We start from the raw sequence: 20,708 nt of genomic DNA on the forward strand, positions 1-20,708 counted from the left end.
TATCACTAACTCCTCGGAGTCAGGCTAACCGTCCCTGGATAGGAGAACCTACCCATTTAGGTTAAACGAATCGCACACTGAATTTGATATTAAATATTGTCTCACCACAGGACAAACGCTGAATAGCGTTTCATTCTCCCGTTCTTCTATTTCAACTAACGATCGCCTCCCCAAAGATTGCAGCCCGTTGAATAACTCCGAGGGCGATAAATCGGCATCTTTTAGCAATTGCTCTATTGAAACTGAATTTGCTTCGCGGCTGAGGCGGCTGATGAGGTTTTTTTCTAATTCTGACAAACGATTTATCTGCGGGTGCAATGTTGCTGCCAATTCTTCCCCTAAGAATAGCATATCATATTTCAAAAATTCTGCAACCCTACCTCGGAATATTTCTTGAATAGTGGTGGCGACTATTTTCAACCACAATGGATTGCCTCGGTAGGTGTTAATTAGGTTTTCCCATGTTTCGGGATTGAGTAAACTTTTTTGCCGGAAAATTTCGGCTGCGGCTGCACCTAGGCCTGTGAGTTGTAAGCTGCGAACTGGTGATTTTTCTCCTTTTAAGGCGGTAATTTCTCTGGGTGGTTCCCAACTGTTGAGGATTAAACAACTGTTGTGGGTTGTTTCTCCGATTTGTCTGAAGAGGATGCTGTAATTTTCGCATTCTGGGCGGTAATTTCCTGCTAATTGTCCGCTGCTGAGAATGGTTTGCACGTCGTCGAGGATAATGAGACAGCGGTTTTTTCGCAGATATTCCATTAACAGGGAAAGTCGATCGGGAATGCTGGTAGGGAGTTCGATTTCGGGTTTATTTAAGAGAAATTCTAGGAGATTTTTTAGGGTAGTTTCTAAGGGTGGGGAGTGGCGGAGACTTCGCCAGATGACGTATTCAAAGTTATGCTGAATTTTTTGGATGAGGTGGAGGGAAAGTGCGGTTTTGCCGATGCCGCTGAGTCCTGATATGGCTGCGAGGTTGCACTTTTCTTGGACGATGGATTTTTCGAGGGTGGCGAGTTCGGATGTGCGTGAAGCGAAGCTATCGCCATCAGGCGAATCGCACAATAATGAAATATGAGGTGCGTCTGCTAAGTCTAGTCTGGTTTGGGGTTGGGAGGTGTCTGAGGTGGGGGTTGAGGGCGATCGGGTTTTTGGGATTTCGGGAGCTTGCAAACTATTATCACAGACATTTACATTACCAATCTGTAAAGAATTTTTTCCATAATTTGAAAAGTAGGCAAATTGCGACCTCTCCAATGCCGACCTAAAATTTAATTTATTGACATTTTCACCTAATACATCTGAGAGTAGTTGCCATAATTCCGATGCGACATTTCTGACATGACCTTCTGTGCAGTGAGATTCTTCTGCAATTTTAGAGTATCTTTGACCTTTCCATACACCCAGCAGGATAGCTTTTTGCAGATCCTCCAAATGTTCTCCCGTCTTGGCGAAAACCATGTCATCGGCAAATCTCAAGACTTCTTGAACGTTCATTAGTCAGGTAGGCGTGAAAGTTTTGCCTATTTTATCATATTTTTTATGACATTTTCTGACAAAGATGGCACAATCTGACGTTTTCTGACAGATCGCTCGTCTCAATTGCTGATCAAATTTGACATTTTCTTACTCCGATAAATTCATAATTAGAAGATAATTATAAAAACCAAATAACTTCCTGTGGGTTAAACTAGCGGGTAGCAGAATGCTATGAACATTAATTTTAGACGCTATCGGGAACAGAAAGGTATCAGTCAAGAATCAGTTGCCAGCGGGCTCGGCATTTCTGTAGATCAGGTTAAAAATTATGAGCAGTTCCCTGCACAAGTTCCGATGGGAATGGCAGTAAAATGGCTGCAAATATTAGGTGTTGACATTGCAACTGCCATGTCAGAGGAAATACCTCCACTCCCAGGAATTGAACCAGGCAGTCCCTACGCTGAACTTTATCGTCGGCTAAATTTACTTAATCAGTATATCGATGAAAATTCTTTTTTACCTTGGCTAGAATTGCCAACAGAACTACGTATACCTAACGATCTGCAAAAACAAATTAACCAGTATTATCAAAAACCAAATGTTGTCTTGACAGGAGCATTTGACTCTGGCAAATCCTATCTTGCTAATACTCTTTTAGGCCACAAAGTATTGCCAACAGGCTATCAGCCTGCAACAAGAGTCATTACCATTGTTTGTCACGTGGAAAGTCGCCCCGAATGGTTTGATGGAAACGTGGGAATTATTGATGAGAAATTTTGGCAAGATGAAAACGGCAAGCTAAATTTTGACTTCCTATATTTAGAGGATAGGGAGCGTTGTCAGAAGCATTTTTTGCAATTCGGCTCCTTTGACCTGCTAGAAAAATATGGCGTACACCAATATGATGACTCTGACGACAGCAATGACGGCGGACATACAGCTATAGTTTATGTAGATGCTCCTTTGTTAAGAGCGTGTAACCTGATTGACCTTCCCGGTTACTCTGATAAACAAGATGAAGTATCAAAGGATGTTGAGAAAGCTAATAGTGCCACCAAGATTGCTAATGTCTTGCTTTATGCTTCTCCTGCCAAGGGTCACATCAATGGTCAAGATATGGTGCGACTTCGGAATTTGCTGCGTTTGTTGCCGACCCCAGAGAATGAGTGCAACGACTTTCCGACGCTAGGCAATTTCTTTATTGTGGCGACACACGCAGATCCGAGTATCCCTGACGATGAGCTTCCCAAAATTCTCAATAAAGCTTCAGCCAGACTGTATAAAGAACTTGATGAAACTGCTATAGAGTTTCGTCGGAAGCTAACAAAGCGCGATATTATCAAGGAAGATGTGCAAAAGCGTTTCTTCACTTTCTGGTCAGAAAAGCCGGATCGCTGTCAGCGTCTCTTTGATGATTTAACTCAACTCCTCTGCGAGACTCTTCCTAAACCAGTCATCTCTCGTATCGACCGCGAAATCAATGCGGTCAAAAAAGACAAAAAACAAGAATACGCTAACTCGATTGACCAATATCAAACAACTGTTGCCAAAATAGAGGAGTATCGAAAGGAGCTTGACAAAGCGGAAAAAAATGAACCAGAACGTCAGCGAGAAATGCGGCAAAAACGCAGTCAAGTGAGTAAACAAATTAAGGAATTAGAGAAAGATACCCGCCAATCATTTCAGATCTATGCGGCAAAAAAGATCGATGTAGAGTTTATAGAACAAATGATTCGCCAGAGATACGACAAACAGAAAGAGGCTCAAGAATACGCTCCCGGTTATTTAGTCGATCTGCTGCAAAGTCATTTAGAAAATCGGATTAGTGTCAATTCTGAAAAACTCAAGGCTGAGATTGACGCTTTTCTAGAAAAATACCCAGTGCCTAAACTTCCCAACAAAGATGGAATAGTAGTATCTATTCCCTTCGATACAAAAGGAGCTTTTCTTGGTGGGATAGCAGGTTTAGGTACTTATGGTGCCTTAGCCGCTTGGGCAGCAGGCCTTGGCAATCTTGGCAGCTATATCTTAGTAGCGAAATTAGTCAGTCTTTTGTCAGCACTTGGTATTAGTATCGGTGGTGGCACGGCAACAGTAATTTCTTTCGTAGCTGCGATTGGTGGCCCAATAGTTCTAGGGATCGGTTTAGCTGCTGGACTGGCTTCTTTGGTGTGGAATTTTTTTGGGGAAGCTTGGCAGAAGCGGTTAGCAAAAGAAATTCACCAACAATTCAAAAAACAGGGTGTTGTTGATAAATTCTTAGGAGGAATCGACCAGTATTGGCAAGAGACAGCCACAGCCTTTGATAAAGGTGTCGACGCAGTTGAAGCAAAATGCAAACAGTATCTCAAGCATCTGCACGAAATTACTTCAACTGATACCCAGTCAAAAGAACGAATTGAACAGATTATCATAAATCTGGAGAAACTCAGGGTTTTTTTCGCCAACATTCCTTGGGATACCCAGGGAGAATGTTTGTAAAAAAAACCAGCGGTTCTCGTGGCAAACCACCCAAACCCAATAACACGACGTATTGAGTTTTAACTAGGCGATCGCCCTTTCTTTTCCCTCATCCCCAAGTGCGATCGCCCTTCCTTAACTGAGGTGCGATCGCACTTTCCATTTATCCCCTAGATCGCAGTTCATCAAATTCTGCTTCTAAATTTTCCTTAGTAAAAACTACATCCTCATAAATAGCATCAATACCTGTGCGAAAATCTACGCTAGCCAAGTGAATTTCGCTGCCTTGAGTATAGGAATACAAAACCCACAACCCTTCAGCATTGCGACGAAAACACTCTACCCGCTCACGCTTTTGGCTAATTAACACATACTCTTGAAGCGTTTCTAATTCTTGATAGTCAGCAAACTTATCGCCCCGATCGAATCCTTCCGTACCATTAGACAACACCTCGACAATTAAACAAGGATATTTTTTAAAAGATTGAGATGATTTGTCCCGTTCGTCGCACGTTACCATCACGTCAGGATAGTAGTAAATATTCTTAGATTCAATCCTAGCTTTCATGTCGGACATATAAACACGACAGCCCCTACCCCGAACATGATTTCTCAACAAGGTAACTAAGTTGACAGTAACAGTTACATGAGCGTCATTTGCACCTGCCATTGCATAGACTTCGCCCTGAATATACTCATGTTTGAGCGGACTGAGTTCTTCTAACTTCAGATACTCTTCCGGTGAGATATAATTGTGGGTGCGATCGGCAATCATTGGCTTTCCCAAAATTCAGTTTTCGATGATTTCAGTCGAGGTATTTGTATTATAGCAGTTTTCACTCGGATGAAATACAGGACACAGCAGTAGGGACACGGCACTGCTGCCGACTATTGTCAGTGAATTTTCAGCGGAATTTGTATAATTTATTAGTGCCAGAAGGGGGACGGGTTCCTGTAGGATAGGTGGCAACCTCCGACTCTTATAAATGAGGTTTCTCAACCGCATTTAGTATTATTCCTAAAAAAACCCGGTTTCTTCAATAAACCGGGTTTTTCACACTTACGCTGCGTGTTTTCGATACCACTCAATCGTATTTTTCAACCCTTCCTTAAACTTCACCTCCGCAACAAAACCAAACTTTTCCTTAGCCCTTTGGGTATCCAAACAGCGACGTGGCTGACCGTTCGGTTTGTCTGTTTCCCAAACAATTTCTCCCTCAAATCCCATCAATTCGCAAATCGTTTCCACTAAATCGCGAATTTTAACTTCGCTATTCGTTCCCAAATTAACTGGGTCAGATTCACTGTAAGATTGAGCCGCCATCACAATTCCTCGCGCGGCATCTGTGGAATACAAAAACTCGCGGCTAGGGCTGCCGTCGCCCCAAACTGGGAGTGTTTTGTCTCCCCTTTCTTGGGCTTCGTGGACTTTGCGAATTAATGCGGGGATAACGTGGGAACTTTTCGGGTCAAAGTTATCTTCCGGGCCGTACAGATTTACTGGTAGCAAGTAGATACCGTTGAATCCGTATTGCTGGCGGTAGGATTGCAGTTGCACTAATAAGGCTTTTTTCGCTACTCCGTAAGGTGCGTTAGTTACCTCTGGATAGCCGTTCCAGAGGTCGTCTTCTTTGAAAGGAACTGGGGTCAAGTTGGGATAAGCGCAAATCGTGCCGACGCAGACAAATTTTTCGACTCCTGCTTCGTAGGCGGCGTGGATTAGTTGCGCGCCCATCATCAAATTGTCGTAAAATAATTCAGCGGGTTTGACTAGGTTTAAGCCGATGCCACCGACGTGGGCGGCGAGGTGAATGATGATATCTTGTTGGTCGGCGGCGCGCTTGCAGTTTTCCATAACGCGGAGGTCGCAGTCGCGCGATCGAGTTACAGAAATTTTATCAGCATCGGCCCCTGCTTTCACTAGCTGGTCGATTACCTGACGACCCAAGAAACCGGCGCCGCCCGTGACTAGAATGCGTTTGTTGCTTAAATCCAAGCTGGTCATAATTTTAGCCTCGGGATTTTGAATAAAGGTCGATCGACAATTTCAATTCTAAAATTGTTGCTTTAGCAAAAAAAGCTTTCAGCTACAGGACGAGGTTGCCCACAAATCTGTTTTAGCTGCCGCAGATAGGGACAATTTGCTCATTGCACACCCGAAAGTTAGATTTATGAGCCGCGAGCCCTCAACTATCATTTTAATGTTTTTATTAGCCCGCACCTCCGAAAATTTTGGGAGCAATTAAGCGGGTTCTTTGAATGCCGATCGCGCTAATATAGCGGTTCTCAAGCGTGGTGAGGTATGGGGGCTAGTCCTATGCCCACGGAGCCCACGGAGCCCACGGAGCCCACGGAGCCCACGGAGCCCACGGAGCCCTATGAGCACCTCATGTTACGGAGAAAGGCTATAGCTGTAACAACCCTCTCATCAGTTGTGAAGTGTTTGCAGGGGCAATCCTCCGGGGCGCGCCTTTCGCCAAAGGGGTAGACACGGGGCCCTACCCCTACAAATTGTTTGCACTGACGGCTTGATTTAGCGACTTAATCAAATCCGTTGCCCGAACCCCGTCCTTGCTCGTCTAAAGCTTTCATGTCAGCATCTACCATTAAATGTACTAACTCCTGAAAAGTTACAGAAGGTTCCCAATTTAATTGCTGGCGTGCCTTAGTCGAATCGCCAATCAATAGTTCGACTTCTGCAGGACGCAAGTAGCGTTCGTCAAACTCCACATATTTTTGCCAATCTAAATTGACGTAAGTAAAAGCCAAATCGAGAAATTCCTTAATGGAATGGGTCTCGTTGGTAGCAATGACATAATCGTCAGGCTTGTCTTGTTGCAGCATCAGCCACATCGCCCGCACGTAGTCTTTAGCATAGCCCCAGTCCCGCTTGGCATCGAGATTGCCCAAGTAAATCTTTTTCTGCTTGCCGGCGACTATTCTGGCCACGGCGCGAGTAATTTTGCGAGTTACAAAAGTTTCGCCACGGCGGGGAGATTCGTGATTGAACAAGATGCCGTTGCAGGCAAAAAGTCCGTAAGATTCGCGATAATTTACTGTTTGCCAGTGTCCGTAAACTTTGGCGCAGGCGTAAGGACTTCTGGGATAAAAAGGAGTTGTTTCCTTCTGCGGAACTTCCTGTACCAAACCAAACATTTCCGAAGAACCTGCTTGATAGAACCGCACTTCAATGCCGGTGCGGTGCTGATAGTCCCGAATTGCTTCTAGCAGCCGCAATACTCCCATCCCTACTGTGTCCACCGTATATTCCGGCGAGTCAAAACTGACTCGAACGTGAGATTGAGCGCCTAAGTTATAAATTTCTACCGGCTGAACTTCTTCCAATATCCGGCGGAGAGTGGTGCCGTCCGTCAAGTCGCCGTAGTGTAGAAACAGGCGCGCACCCTCGCTGTGAGGATCGACATAGATGTGGTCAATTCGATCGGTATTGAAACTAGAACTGCGCCGGATAATGCCGTGAACTTCATATCCTTTCTCTAACAGTAATTCGCTCAAGTACGAGCCGTCTTGACCTGTAATACCTGTTATTAGCGCTCGCTTACGTTGGGTCATCTGATTTTCCTTTGACAGGCTGTGTTAATTCACAATAAATTTTTTGGCAGAGGCTGTTGATCCCTGCCGGCCGTATTCTCAAACTGCTTTATAAAACTTACTCAAACTTAACTTTAGTTACCTAAAGCCAGTTGAAGTTTACTTCCTACGCTGTTGGGTAGTGGGCTATCCCAAGATAAGTAGGCTATCCCCCTTAAGCCAAAGGTTATAGAGTTAAGCTTAACACCTAAACCTACAGTAGTCTATCTAGAAGAACTGATCTTTCTAGATGAAGAAGAGGTAGGTTTATTTAACTATTTGCCCCTTTAGTTAAGCACACAATTATTCGACCGGCATCCAGGAACTGTTAAGTTTTGACAAAGAGTTTGTCGCTTGCTGTCAGTAGTCAGCATCAGTGGTCAGTAACAAATAAAACTAACTACCGATTGCTGACTGCGGACAAAAATTAATATGCGCCGTTATTTTTTGGAAAAATCACAACTCCAATTGTTTTGAAAACAATCCACATATCCATCCAAAGGTTTTTGTCATTTGCGTAATAGAGGTCGATTTGGACTCGGCGGGGATAGGGAATGTCGTTGCGACCGGACACTTGCCACAAGCCTGTAATTCCAGGTCTTATGGTGAGAATTTTGTTGATGTGATTGCCGTATCTCGGCAGTTCTTCTTCAACTAAAGGTCTCGGCCCGACGACGCTCATATCTCCTTTTAAAACATTCCAAAACTGGGGAAACTCGTCTAAACTGGTCATTCGTAAAAATCTTCCAATCCAGGTAATTCGAGGGTCTTGTTTCAGCTTGAAATTGTCCTCAAACTCTTGACGCAAATGCGGAGAATTTTCCATGATTTCCAGCAATATATCGTCCGCATTTTCCACCATCGTTCTGAATTTCAGGCAATAAAACCTTTTACGGTTTTTGCCTACTCGTTCCTGTACGTAAAAAATAGGACCGGGCGAGCTTAAGGCGATTAAGAAAGCCAAAAGCAGGTAAACCGGAGCAAACAGGATCAGAACCGATAAGGAAAACAGGATGTCAAATAACCGCTTGAAAAGTTCTCCGTCGAGGCTCTGTAGAGAACGACTTATGCGTCTATCTCCTTGCAGGACAGACCCAAAACCGCGTCTTGCGATCGCTCGAATTACCTTGCCGGAGATTAGTTGGCTGTCGGCAGTCATCTTACTCCTTCACTTCACACCACACACAGTCCTGATCATAAAGCCTCAAGACGCTTTGTTCTCTCAATTATGTTGCCAATACTCAATTTTCTGCATTCAGAAGGCTTCAAAAGGCAGAAGGAAGAAGGAAGAGGGCTTCTCAACGCACCAGGAAGAAGGCACAAGGCACCGATGCAGAGGTCTTCTGAAGGCACTTATACAAAGGCAGAAGGAAGATTGTCCGGCTATCGGGTTCTGGCACCCTCAAGCCCCAGACTGGGTAAAATCACGGGATTGAAATTCCTGATAGCAGCGTTCCACAAAAGCTAGATAGCGCTGCCCAAAGACATCGGGGGCAAACTGTTCAGCGCGCAACCTGCTGATTTCTGGCTCAAATTTGCCTTGCAACTGCTCAAATTCCTCGACAGCTTCGACTAATGCGGCTGCGCTTTGGGAGGAAAAAAATAAACCAGTCCCTGTCTCTGGGTGTTGGCGAATGTCGAGCACTGTCTCCAAAGCGCCCCCTGCTGCATAGGAAATTACCGGTGTTCCGCAAGCTTGAGCCTCTACCAAAGCTATGCCAAAATCTTCGCAAGCTGCATAGACAAAGGCTTTCGCCTCTGCCATGTACTTTTCAACGATGGAGGCGGGCTGCCAGCCGAGCACTTGCACGTTGGGTTTGGCGAGAAGCCGAATCATTTCTAATTCTGGCCCGGTGCCGATAACAATTAGAGTATGCCCTAGTTGATTGAATGCTTGGACGATCGCACTTACGTTTTTGTAACTTACCAACCGACAAACTGTGACGTAAAAGTCTTGTTTTTGCCGCATCAAGGAAAATCGCTCGATATTTACCGGCGGATAAATCACCTGGGCCCGCCGCCGATAGCACCGCCAAATTCGGCGCGCAGTGTGTTGAGAGTTAGCGATGAAATAATCAACGCGATTGGCGGAAATTACGTCCCACTGCCGCAGTCGATGCAACAAATATCGCGTCAGCAGACCCTGGATGCCCCGTCCGGCTTTGCTGCTACGCAAATAGTCAAAAGTTAAGTCCCAAGCGTAGCGCATGGGCGTGTGGCAGTAGCAGACGTGCATTTGCTGGGGACTGCTGAGGATGCCTTTGGCGACGGCATGGGATGAGGAGAGGATGATGTCGTATTCTCGCAGATCTAGTTGTTCGATCGCGATCGGCAGAAATGGCAAATATTTTTGGACGCCACTGCGGGCCTTGGGAAAGTGCTGCAAAAATGTTGTGCCAATCTGTCGCCCGAAAAGATAGCTTTCGGGATTGGCCGATTCAAAGTCGATGAGGGCATAGACATCTGCCTCGTCTACGTGTTTGAGGATTTCCTGTACTACGAGTTCTGAACCGCCAGTAGCTAAGGGCGTCAACCATTCGTGAACTAGGGCGTATTTGAGTTTTTTCACTTGTATTTGTAGCCGATCAAACGATTTGTTAGCGCCAGTTCTGTCAATATTAATCTTACTGAGGGATCACTTACGCCATATCGGGCCATCAACCAGGTTTCTAGGTAGGTATCTTCAAACTGAGATGTTGCGCCATTCTCAATTACTTGTTTAGGAACAGGCTTTTCGGCCTGTTCCACAAAGAGTGAATTTTCTTGTGGAACAGGCCGAAAAGCCTGTTCTTGAGAATGGTGCTCTTCGGTGAGTCAAACCAAGGATTTTGGGAATAAACGGGGTTTTTGTGAAATCAGCCACAGCAAAACTGCACTCTTCGGCAGTGATTTCCCCAATTGTTGACAAGAAATACTATTAGGCGGAATACTGAAGGTGATTTGCGGGCGCCTAAATCTTCGGAATCGGCGATCGGCTCAATGTGGTGTAAGGAAAAAATGTCCAAATTTTTGTGGAAGGGACTTCTAGTTAGTCCCGCTGTATTGGCAGCAAGTTTAGTCGTATCTTCGACGGCGCTAGCAGCAGAGCAACCTGGAGAAATTGCCGCCACAGATCAAGCGAATCAATTGCAATTAGCAGGTGCTGCAACCGAGGCGGCAAAGTCTGAGACGGCAAAGCCTGAGACAGTCGAACCAGCGTCGCTAGCGAGCAAATCGACTGTTGAAACTATTGAGAAAGAAAGTGCGAACCTCTACGAGGGCTTCACTAACGATTTGATCGTCCCAGTTGCCGAACCAGCAAAAGCACCGGAAGTTGCAGCAGCAGATTTAGGCGAAACCAAACCCGCAGTCGCGCCCGCAAACTTAAGTGTTGAACAACCTGTCGCGGAGCAAATTCCCGCAGTCGCGCCCGCAAACTTAAGCGAAACGCAACCCGCCGCTACACCGACTAATTTAAGCGCGGAAAAATCCCCCGCACAACCCGATCAGATTTCCCAATCGACTGATTCAATTGCCCAACCTCCAGCACAGTCAAATGTTTTAGAACAAATCAAGGAATACACCACAGAAGGCAGTAGCAGCGAAAATGCGGCCGGCCAAGTAACATCTGTGTCGCAACTTTCCGACGTTCGGCCCACAGATTGGGCGTTCCAAGCTTTGCAGTCTCTAGTAGAGCGCTACGGGTGTATAGCTGGCTATCCTGACGGCACTTTTCGCGGCAACCGGGCGATGACTCGCTACGAGTTTGCCGCAGGTTTAAATGCGTGTTTGGATAAAGTTAGCGAGCTGATTCAAGGCGGTTCCAGAAGTCTGGCGACGCGAGAAGATTTGGCTTCTGTGCAAAGGTTGCAAGAAGAATTTGCGGCGGAATTGGCAACTTTGCGTGGCCGCGTCGATGCTTTGGAAGCGCGCGCATCTGAATTAGAAGCAAATCAGTTTTCAACTACGACTAAACTCAACGGCGAAGTGATATTTGGTTTGGCGGGTATCGCCAGGGGAGAGGATGCTGAAGGTAACGAAGCCGATAAAGCGACGGCTTTTGGCAGCAGGGTTCGTATCAATTTCGACACGAGTTTCTCAGGAGAAGATTTGCTGAGAACTCGATTGCAAGTTTTAAATTTGGGTGCGTTTTCTACGGAAAATACCAAAACTGCTGAAGGGGAATTGCGGTTTAATGTCGGGCCTTTTGGGGAGGCTAACAATATAGTAGCTTTAGATGCGCTGCTTTACCAATTCCCTATAGGGAACAGAACGACTGTAATTCTCGAAGCTAATGCCGGCGCTGCTGATGATTTTGTTAACACTGTCAACCCTTACTTTGACGGAGACGGCAGCTACGGTGCTCTTTCTAACTTCGGTACTCGCAACCCAGTTTACTATTTGCTTGGTGGTTCTGGCATCGCTCTGCGGCATGAGTTTGGGGAAAAATTAGAGCTGAGTTTGGGATATTTGGCCGGCGACGCTGCGAACCCGACACGGGGAAATGGTTTGTTTAACGGCTCTTACGGCGCTTTGGCTCAGTTGACTTTCAAACCGAGCGACAGCATGGCTTTAGGTTTAACTTACGTTAATTCCTACAACTTAATTACCAATACCGGCAGCAATGCTTCTAATTTTCCGCAGCGTCTCGGTTCCTTCGGGTTCGACAGCGATACCACTCTCCCGATTTCTAGCAATTCCTACGGCGCGCAAGCTTCGTGGCAGTTGAATCGGAGATTTGCAATTGGCGGTTGGGCGGGTTACACCAACCAGCGCATTTTATCCAACTTGGCTACTCCTACGGGTTCTGTGCAGCGGGGGGATCAAAAAGTCTGGAACTGGGCAGTTACTTTGGCTTTTCCCGATTTGTTGAAAGAAGGAAATGTGGCGGGGATTTTGGTAGGTATGGAGCCGCGGGTAACGAGTTCTACTAATCGGACTTTGCCGGAAGATAAGGATACTTCGCTGCACGTTGAAGGTTTCTATCAGTTTAAGTTGAGCGATAATATTTCTATCACTCCTGGTCTGATTTGGCTGACTGCTCCTGACCACAATAAGAATAATTCTGATTTGGTGATTGGGGTTGTCAGAACGACGTTTACTTTCTAGGAGCGGGCCTTGGGGATTTTAGATTTTAGATTTTAGATTTTAGATTGGCAGTTTTAATCTAAATTCTAAAATCGCCAATCTAAAATCGGTGGGGGCTTGGGTTTAAGGTTTCAACAGAAACGACCAGCTTTAGCTAAAGCTGGTCTGCACAAATAGTTAAATCCGTTGTGTTCCCACAGTGTTTTTCTCACAGTGAGGAAACCCAAGTTGCACGTTTCTTTGCAAAGGGTTCTCAAACAAATATCATCTCTCGTGAACAAACCTGACGGTCAACTGAGTACAGTTAGACCGCAGGCTTCTTTTTCCTTTTTTTCAAAGGCTTTTTATAGTGAGGTAGTTCCACCCCCACTTGCTAATACAGTATCAGAGTATTTCCCGATCATCAAGGGGTATAAAAGAATAATTGTCGCTTTGGGTACCTACACCCGACGCTTCTTTCCATCACGCGGGCGTAATTCCCAACGGGGTACTTCGCGCCGCGCTCAGATTAATCCCCTCTAAATATACCGAGGGACTTCCCGGCTGGTAGTTAAGGGGTATTATAACAACAAAATTTAATTTTCTGTAATAAAACTTTACATTACAGACGGATTTTTATTTTTAGGACGATCGCCCTTTATGTAACTTTGTATAATTAAGCCTGGGTTCAAAAACCCGGTTCCTGCGTAGGTTTATCGGTGGCAAACCGTTTATTTTGGGTAAAAACGAGGTTGAGATTGCCGATCACCCCTTTTACTCACTTTATATAAACTATGCCGGAGCTTGCTGCGGTCTGCCCCAGACAATTCGCTCCTGCTTGTATACAACCATACCAGGTTTAGCACCTTTCGGCTTGTATACATATTTCGGTTCTGTATAAACCACGGGGACTTGTTCGCTGTGGCGGGCGCGACTGTAATAAGCAGTCATGTCGGCGGCAAATTGCAAATCGGTTTCTTCAGCCACAGTACCGGGTTTGAGACGCAGCAAAGCGTGGCTTCCGGGAATCTCTAGGGTGTGGAACCACAAGTCGTAGTCGTTGGCGGTGCGAAAAGTGAGTTGGTCGTTTTGGCGATTGTTGCGCCCGATTAATAATTCAAAGCCGCTGGGGGTTTGGTAGCGGTGAAATTCGATCGCAGCATTTTTGTCGGTACTGCGGTAATCTGGTACGTCTAGATATTTTTGCTGGATCAGTTCTTCGCGGATTTCGGCGAGGGTTTGCAAATCTTGGGTGTTGCGGTAGGTTTCCAATACTGAAAGTGCGACTTCAACTTGTTCTAAATAGTCGATTTCTTCCTGTACGGCGGCTAACAATGGTTCTACTGCAATGCGAGCTCTTTTAAGTTTTTGGTGTTTTTTGTAGATTGCTTGAGCGTTTTGAACAGCGTTTTTTTCCGGGTTTAGAGAAATGATAACTGGTTTCTCGGTTTCAAAGTCGGGGAGAGAAATTGATTTCATTCCCGGTTCCCAATGCTGCAAATTTGCCATCAGCAAGTCGGCTTGGGATTTGTGGGTGTCTGCGTCTGCGGATTGCTGCAAGCGTTCTTTAAATGTGTTGGCTTTGAGGCGCAGTTTTGCCAGGACGTTGTTGAGTTTTTGGGTAAGCTGATGCCGCAGTTGCGCGAATACTTCTTGATTGATTTGGCCTGTGTAGTAGCTGTTAAGTAATTCTTGAACGGAAGAGATGGAAGAATCAGAGGGCGGGCACGGGGGCACCGCCCCTACATTGTGATTTTCTGGTGTCGGCCAATCGATGACGGTGTAGCCTTCGGGGGTAAAACTTGGGTGAAATTTGGAGTTTTCTAGGCATTGCAGCCAGTATAGCCAGCGCTGGAATAGTTGCTGCCATTGGTCGGGATTGAGGCTGTCGGTGGATTGTTCGGGGTCTAAAGAAGCCGATCGAATCATTGACAAAACTAAGGCTTTACTCATCCCTCGGTAATTCTTCAACAGATTGCCCTTTAATTGTCCAGGAACCAGGCTAATTCGTGATTGCCAGCGGTTTTGAGATTCGCTCAGACTAGGCACTGCATCGGTCAAAGACGGGGGCATTTCGTAGGGTTGACCGGTTTGGATGGGACGGACGGTGGACTGTTTGGCGCTGACTTGGTGGGCGCAGGTGACAACGAGGTTGTCTTGGGCGGTGAGGATGACGTTGCTGTACTTGCCCATGATTTCGGCGTACAAGTGCCAGAGGGCTGGTTCTCCGGGGCGTTTGGCGAATTGCAAGTCGATGACTCTTTCCCAGGATGAAACGGGGGCGATGGAAACTAAGGCTAAACCGCTGAGTTGGTGCCGCAGTTGTTCGCTGAAGGTGAAGGTGTCGGGAATGCGGGGCGGGGGGTCGCCGACGCAGATGCGGGCGGCGACAGGATGCCAGGAAAGGTCAATCCAGCCGCGCCCTTTCATGGTGCGGAGGGCTAGGGACACGGTGAATCGATCGCGCTGGTAGACTTGTTCTAAGCGCGCTGGCAGCCATTGGGCTCGCAGTTCGCTGCAAGCTGCGGTTAAAGTTGTAAAGTCTACGGGTTGCACGGTGGCCTCTTTGCGATCGAACTATCTATTTCTATGCTGACAGATATCGGTCACATTTTACTAACTATAGCCTTTCTCAGTAACATGAGGTGTACGCTTGATAAGCGGGCATAGGGCATAGGGCATAGGGCATAGGGCATAGGGCATACCTGACTTTATTGAGAACTGCTGTATATACAATTATTGTTTGCTATTGCTTCGCGTCCTTCGCTATGAAAGCGCTTCCATAATTCCGTTAAGAAATAATCTCAATTCCGGTTGCATTGGAATGATTAAACCGCAGAGAACGCAGAGAACGCAGAGTCAGAGAACAGAGAGATGAATACAGGACGATGAAGGGCGGATTTGATATAACAAATAACTAATAAACATCTCCAAAAAAGCAGGTTTTGAACAGGCACGATGCCTGTTCGACAATAATTATGGGAGATGTCTAATAATATCAATTCCGGCTGCGGCGAAATGATATCAAATCAGTCATTAGTCATTAGTCAGTAGTCAGTAGTCAGTAGTCATTAGTCATTAGTCATTAGTCATTAGTCATTAGTCATTAGTCATTAGTCATTAGTTAACAGTCAACAAGCACGGACGGTGCAACCGGAATCGATATAGCGGTTCTCAAGCGTGGTGAGGTATGGGGCAAATCCTAAGCTGTCGCGCCTTTAAATTGCATATTCAGGGCGGGCGGGACGCCCACCCCACAAGAGTTAGATTGTTTTTTGACAGACAATTTAAATGCAGAACAGCTTATGCCCAATGCCCAATGCCCAATGCCCAATGCCCCATGCCCAATGCCCAATGCCCAATGCCCAATGCCCAATGCCCAATGCCCAATGCCCAATGCCCATTACCAGTTACTAATCCAATGACGGTGCATTTTTCCGAAAAAACTCTAACAGATACTCACGACTCAGCAAGTACTGCGGAAGAAGAAGTATTTGCATTTCCCACCTCTTTTGCCCAGCAAAGACTGTGGTTTATTGACCAATTTGAACCGGGAAACCCTTTTTACAACCTTCCGGCGGCTGTGTTACTAAAAGGCAGGCTAAATGTAGTAGTGCTAGAACGAACTTTCAAGGAAATTGTGCGCCGTCACGAAGCTTTGCGGACGACATTTGCCACTGTAGACGGTCAACCCGTGCAGGTGGTTGGTGAGAAATTTAATTTCGGCCTGCAAGTTTTAGACCTGCAACAATTGGCGGAAACAGAGCGAGAAGAAAAAGTAAAACAACTGGCTGCAGAAGAAGCTAGCAAACCTTTTGACTTAACCAAAGGGCCGCTGTTGCGAGCTAGTTTGCTACAGTTAGATGCTGAGGAATATGTCTTGCTGCTGACGCTACACCACATTATTTTTGATGGCTGGTCAATCGGAGTCTTTCTGCAAGAATTAGCAGCACTTTACGAAGCGTTTTTGATTGGCAAACCATCCCCACTTCCCGAACTTTCCATCCAGTACGCCGATTTTGCTATTTGGCAGCGGGAATGGCTGGCGGGCGATTCCCTGCGGGATAGCTTCGCTTCACGCTTGCAAACTCAACTTAACTACTGGAAAAAGCAGCTTAGTGGCCTTCCCCCCTTGCTGGAATTGCCAGCCGATCGCCCCCGTCCCCCGGTGCAAACCTATCGGGGCGCAAAAGAATCATTCCTCATCCCCAAAACGCTAAGGTCAGCCCTCAAAAAGCTCAGCCGCCAGGAAAATGTCACCCTGTTTATGACACTGCTAGCAGCCTTTAAAACGTTGCTCTATCGCTATACAGGACAGGCAGATATCCCCGTTGGCTCTCCCATTGCCAACCGCAACCGAGCGGAAATTCAAGGGCTAATCGGGTTTTTTGTCAATACTTTGGTATTGCGAACTGATTTGTCAGGTGTTCTCACTTTTCGGCAGTTGCTCGATCGCATTCGGGAGGTGAGTTTAGAAGCTTACGCTCACCAGGATTTGCCGTTTGAGAAACTGGTTGAAGAGTTGCAACCCGAGCGCAATTTGAGCTACAATCCACTGTTCCAAGTTGCTTTTGTTTTGCAAACTGCACCTGTTGCTGCAGAATCAATAGCCGGACTCAATCTCACTCTTTTAGATGTTGACAATCAGACAGCAAAAGTTGATTTAACGCTGCATTTAGAAGAAAAGCAGGAAGAAATTAGCGGTCAGTTTGAATACAGCACAGATTTATTTGATGCGGTCACTATTAGGCGGATGGCGGGGCATTTTCTGACGTTGCTGGAGGGCATAGCTGCCAACCCAGAGCGGCCGATTGAAGAGCTACCGTTGCTGGGGGAAAAAGAGCGGCATCAGTTGTTGGTAGAGTGGAATGACACCCGCGCCGATTATTCGAGCGATCGCTGCATTCATCAATTATTTGAAGCGCAGGTCGAGCGAACTCCCGATGCCATTGCAGTCGTATTTGAAGACCAAAAACTCACCTACCGCGAGCTGAATGAACGAGCCAACGAACTCGCGCATTACCTGCAACAACTCGGCATTAAACCAGAAGTTTTGGTGGGAATTTGTGTCGAGCGATCGCTTGATACGATCGTCGGCATTCTCGGCATTCTCAAAGCCGGGGGCGCTTACGTTCCGCTCGATCCAGCCTACCCGCGCGATCGCCTTGCTTTTATACTCGAAGACGCACAAGTAAAGGTACTGCTGACTGAGAAAAAGTTGTTGCAAACCCTTCCCAAATGCAGCGCCAAAATCCTTTGCCTCGATGCGGATCAAAGTGCTTTCTCCCAAAACAGCAAAGAAAATCCCGCCAGCGACACCACTGCCGAAAATCTCGCCTATATCATCTACACTTCTGGCTCAACAGGCATCCCCAAAGGCGTTTTAGTTCCTCACTCAAACGTCGTCCGCCTGTTTGCTGCTACCCAGTCGTGGTACAACTTCAACGAGCAAGATGTATGGACGCTGTTTCACTCTTATGCCTTTGACTTCTCAGTCTGGGAAATTTGGGGCGCTTTACTCTACGGCGGGCGACTCGCGATCGTGCCTTATTCAGTCAGCCGATCGCCCCAAGAATTTTACAGCTTGCTATGCAAAGAACGAGTCACAGTTCTCAACCAGACTCCTTCTGCATTTTACCAGTTGATAAACACAGAAGAATCTGTCGGAATTGGCGACAATTTAAGCCTGCGCTTAGTAATTTTTGGCGGGGAAGCTTTAGACTTGCAAAGCTTAAAACCTTGGTTCGATCGGCACGGCGATCGGCACCCCCAACTTGTCAATATGTATGGCATTACAGAAACAACTGTCCACGTCACGTATCGGCCCCTGACTGCCGCTGATTTAAGTAAAAATGCCAGCCTTATTGGCCGTTCAATTCCTGACTTGCAAGTTTACCTGCTCGATCGCAACTCCCAACCCGTTCCCATCGGCATTCCTGGGGAAATTTACGTTGGTGGTGCTGGCGTCGCGCGGGGCTATCTCAATCAGCCAGAATTAACGGGCGATCGGTTTATTTCAAACCCATTTAATGACAGTTTGAAAGCGCGGTTGTACAAATCGGGAGACTTAGCTCGCTATCTGCCAAATGGCGATATTGAATACTTGGGACGAATTGACCACCAAGTAAAAGTGCGCGGTTTCCGCATCGAATTAGGAGAAATTGAAGCAGCACTAGGACAGCATCCAGATGTCGCCCAGGCTGTGGTTGTAGTGCGAGAAGATGTACCGGGCGATAAGCGCTTGGTAGCTTATATCATTGCTAACTCAGCCGCACAAAATAAGCATTCAATACTGATTCACGAACTGCGCTGCTTTCTGAAAGAAAAATTGCCGGAATACATGGTGCCTGCTGCTTTCGTGACGCTGGAATCGCTGCCTTTAACAAACAACGGTAAAGTCGATCGCAAAGCGCTTCCCGCACCCGATCGCGATCGTCCTGAACTCGAAGAGGCATTCGCCGCGCCTCGCACAGCTATTGAGAAAATCCTGGCAGAAATTTGGGCGCAAGTATTGGGGTTAGAACAAGTGGGAATTGACGACAATTTCTTTGAATTGGGCGGCGATTCTATCCTCAGCATTCAAGTCATTTCTAAAGCCAATCAAGCCGGGTTGCGGCTCACTCCTAAACAACTGTTTCAACACCAAACCATTGCACAGTTAGCAGCCGTCGCCGATATAGATCAGACCCAAAAATCGGAACAGGGATTAATCATTGGCGACGTTCCTCTGACGCCGATTCAGCACTGGTTTTTTGAGCAAAATCTCTCCGATCCACACCACTGGAATCAGGCGGTGCTTTTAGAGTTGCGGCAACCTCTCGAACCTGTATTAATTGAGTCAGTTTTGCAAGAATTGCTGAAGCACCACGACGCGCTGCGCCTGCGTTTTGTGCAAGGAGAATCTGGCTGGCTGCAGCATATCGCCAATCCCGACGAAGTTGCTCCGTTTACCTGCATTGATTTGTCGTCGCTACCTCCACAGGAGCGAGAAGCCGCTTTCCAAACCGCCGCCACTCAGTTGCAAGTTAGTTTGAATTTGTCAGAGGGGCCATTACTTCGCGCTGCCCTATTTGACTTGGGCAAACATCAGCCAAATCGCTTGTTATTGGTCATTCATCACTTAGCGGTTGATGGGGTTTCGTGGCGAATTTTAATTGAGGATTTCCAGACAGCTTATGGGCAGATTAGCCGCGACGAAACAGTCGCGCTACCGCCCAAAACAACCTCATTTAAGCAGTGGGCAGAACGCTTGCATGAGTGGGCGCGATCGCCCGAATTGCAGGAAGAGTTCGATTACTGGTTCGCCCTTTCTCACCAACCAACTTCTCGCTTGCCGGTGGATTTCCCCACAGCAGCTAATTTAGTTGCATCGGAAAAGACAGTATCCGTTGCTTTGAGTGTTGAAGAAACAAAACTGCTCTTACAAGAAGTACCTGCCGCTTACCGCACTCAAATTAATGATGTATTGCTAACTGCTTTAGGTCAAGCATTTGAACGCTGGACTGGCAATAACTCACTTTTACTTGACTTAGAAGGTCACGGGCGCGAAGATATATTTGAAGGAGTAGATTTGTCGCGCACAATCGGCTGGTTCACAGCAGTTTTTCCCGTCCTGTTAAATTTAGAAAAACATTCCGATCTAGGGGCGGCCATCAAATCAGTGAAAGAGCAATTACGCGCAGTGCCAAATCGCGGTGTTGGCTGCGGTGTCCTAGGATATTTAAACCCCGAAAATGCTAAAAATTTGCACAATTTGCCGCAAGCTGAGGTAAGCTTTAACTATCTCGGACAGTTTGACCAAGTGCTGCCGAAATCTTCTTTATTGATGCTGTCCTCCGAGCCTAGTGGCCCGATCCGCAGCCCGCGCGGAAATCGGCGTTATCTGCTGGAAATTAACGGATTTATTGCCAGCAGCAAGCTGCAATTAGATTGGACGTACAGCGAAAACATTCACCGACGAGAAAGCATTGAAAATTTGGCAACGGGCTTTATAGAATCGCTGCGATCGCTAATTCAATACTGTCAGTCCCCCGACGCCGGCGGCTGCACTCCTTCTGACTTTGCAGAGTTTAAGTGGAGTCAGTGGGGCCAGGACGATTTAGACAACATTACCGCAATTTTGGGAGAGCTTTAAT

Annotated in this window: 11 protein-coding genes; 3 read left to right on the forward strand and 8 right to left on the reverse strand. The window is 46.6% G+C overall.

Going from position 1 to position 20,708, the window contains the following annotated elements; translation table 11 throughout:
* Positions 1 to 48: 48 nt before the first annotated feature.
* Positions 49 to 1,494: an NB-ARC domain-containing protein gene (locus QUB04_RS08315; RefSeq protein WP_333283265.1), complete on the reverse strand. Its 1,446-nt coding sequence runs from the start codon at positions 1,492 to 1,494 to the stop codon at positions 49 to 51.
* Between the two features lie 213 nt (positions 1,495 to 1,707).
* On the opposite strand from QUB04_RS08315, the gene QUB04_RS08320 reads away from it, so the two are divergent.
* Complete coding sequence (locus QUB04_RS08320) at positions 1,708 to 3,957, forward strand: dynamin family protein (protein WP_333283267.1); 2,250 nt, start codon at positions 1,708 to 1,710, stop codon at positions 3,955 to 3,957.
* 142 nt (positions 3,958 to 4,099) lie between these two features.
* Here the strand turns inward: QUB04_RS08320 and QUB04_RS08325 are convergent, their stop codons facing one another.
* The 6 genes from QUB04_RS08325 to QUB04_RS08350 form a co-directional block, all read right to left on the reverse strand.
* Positions 4,100 to 4,711 carry a Uma2 family endonuclease gene (locus tag QUB04_RS08325; protein WP_333283448.1) on the reverse strand — a complete coding sequence of 204 codons (612 nt, stop codon included), beginning with the start codon at positions 4,709 to 4,711 and terminating at the stop codon, positions 4,100 to 4,102.
* Between the two features lie 285 nt (positions 4,712 to 4,996).
* The gene (locus tag QUB04_RS08330) at positions 4,997 to 5,941 is read right to left on the reverse strand and encodes a GDP-L-fucose synthase (RefSeq protein WP_333283269.1); all 945 of its coding nucleotides are present in this window, start codon (positions 5,939 to 5,941) and stop codon (positions 4,997 to 4,999) included.
* 536 nt (positions 5,942 to 6,477) lie between these two features.
* Positions 6,478 to 7,509 carry a GDP-mannose 4,6-dehydratase gene (gmd, locus tag QUB04_RS08335; protein WP_333283271.1) on the reverse strand — a complete coding sequence of 344 codons (1,032 nt, stop codon included), beginning with the start codon at positions 7,507 to 7,509 and terminating at the stop codon, positions 6,478 to 6,480.
* A gap of 445 nt (positions 7,510 to 7,954) precedes the next feature.
* The gene (locus tag QUB04_RS08340; RefSeq protein ID WP_333054666.1) at positions 7,955 to 8,686 is read right to left on the reverse strand and encodes a sugar transferase; all 732 of its coding nucleotides are present in this window, start codon (positions 8,684 to 8,686) and stop codon (positions 7,955 to 7,957) included.
* A gap of 243 nt (positions 8,687 to 8,929) precedes the next feature.
* Positions 8,930 to 10,096 (reverse strand): glycosyltransferase, encoded by a 1,167-nt coding sequence (locus QUB04_RS08345; RefSeq protein ID WP_333283273.1) that lies wholly within the window; start codon positions 10,094 to 10,096, stop codon positions 8,930 to 8,932.
* On the reverse strand, positions 10,093 to 10,275 hold the full coding sequence (locus QUB04_RS08350) for a hypothetical protein (protein ID WP_333283275.1): 183 nt from the start codon (positions 10,273 to 10,275) through the stop codon (positions 10,093 to 10,095). The genes QUB04_RS08345 and QUB04_RS08350 overlap by 4 nt, the downstream gene beginning before the upstream one ends.
* 249 nt (positions 10,276 to 10,524) lie before the next feature.
* Here QUB04_RS08350 and QUB04_RS08355 point away from each other — a divergent pair, with 249 nt between their 5' ends.
* Positions 10,525 to 12,615, forward strand: a complete 2,091-nt coding sequence (locus QUB04_RS08355) for an iron uptake porin (protein ID WP_333283277.1) — start codon at positions 10,525 to 10,527, stop codon at positions 12,613 to 12,615.
* Between the two features lie 750 nt (positions 12,616 to 13,365).
* Here QUB04_RS08355 and QUB04_RS08360 read toward each other — a convergent pair.
* Positions 13,366 to 15,129: an NFACT RNA binding domain-containing protein gene (locus QUB04_RS08360; protein ID WP_333283279.1), complete on the reverse strand. Its 1,764-nt coding sequence runs from the start codon at positions 15,127 to 15,129 to the stop codon at positions 13,366 to 13,368.
* Between the two features lie 865 nt (positions 15,130 to 15,994).
* Here QUB04_RS08360 and QUB04_RS08365 point away from each other — a divergent pair.
* On the forward strand, positions 15,995 to 20,707 hold the full coding sequence (locus tag QUB04_RS08365; RefSeq protein ID WP_445301042.1) for an amino acid adenylation domain-containing protein: 4,713 nt from the start codon (positions 15,995 to 15,997) through the stop codon (positions 20,705 to 20,707).
* Position 20,708: the final 1 nt, after the last annotated feature.

The sequence above is a fragment of the Microcoleus sp. D2_18a_B4 genome (genome assembly GCF_036702475.1).
Taxonomy (GTDB): domain Bacteria; phylum Cyanobacteriota; class Cyanobacteriia; order Cyanobacteriales; family Microcoleaceae; genus Microcoleus.

Excerpts from the sequence above, each read along its gene's own strand:
- QUB04_RS08315 (WP_333283265.1), bottom strand. The coding sequence starts at position 1,494 with ATGAACGTTCAAGAAGTCTTGAGATTTGCCGATGACATGGTTTTCGCC.
- QUB04_RS08320 (WP_333283267.1), top strand. The coding sequence starts at position 1,708 with ATGAACATTAATTTTAGACGCTATCGGGAACAGAAAGGTATCAGTCAA.
- QUB04_RS08325 (WP_333283448.1), bottom strand. The coding sequence starts at position 4,711 with ATGATTGCCGATCGCACCCACAATTATATCTCACCGGAAGAGTATCTG.
- QUB04_RS08330 (WP_333283269.1), bottom strand. The coding sequence starts at position 5,941 with ATGACCAGCTTGGATTTAAGCAACAAACGCATTCTAGTCACGGGCGGC.
- gmd (WP_333283271.1), bottom strand. The coding sequence starts at position 7,509 with ATGACCCAACGTAAGCGAGCGCTAATAACAGGTATTACAGGTCAAGAC.
- QUB04_RS08340 (WP_333054666.1), bottom strand. The coding sequence starts at position 8,686 with ATGACTGCCGACAGCCAACTAATCTCCGGCAAGGTAATTCGAGCGATC.
- QUB04_RS08355 (WP_333283277.1), top strand. The coding sequence starts at position 10,525 with ATGTCCAAATTTTTGTGGAAGGGACTTCTAGTTAGTCCCGCTGTATTG.
- QUB04_RS08365 (WP_445301042.1), top strand. The coding sequence starts at position 15,995 with ATGACGGTGCATTTTTCCGAAAAAACTCTAACAGATACTCACGACTCA.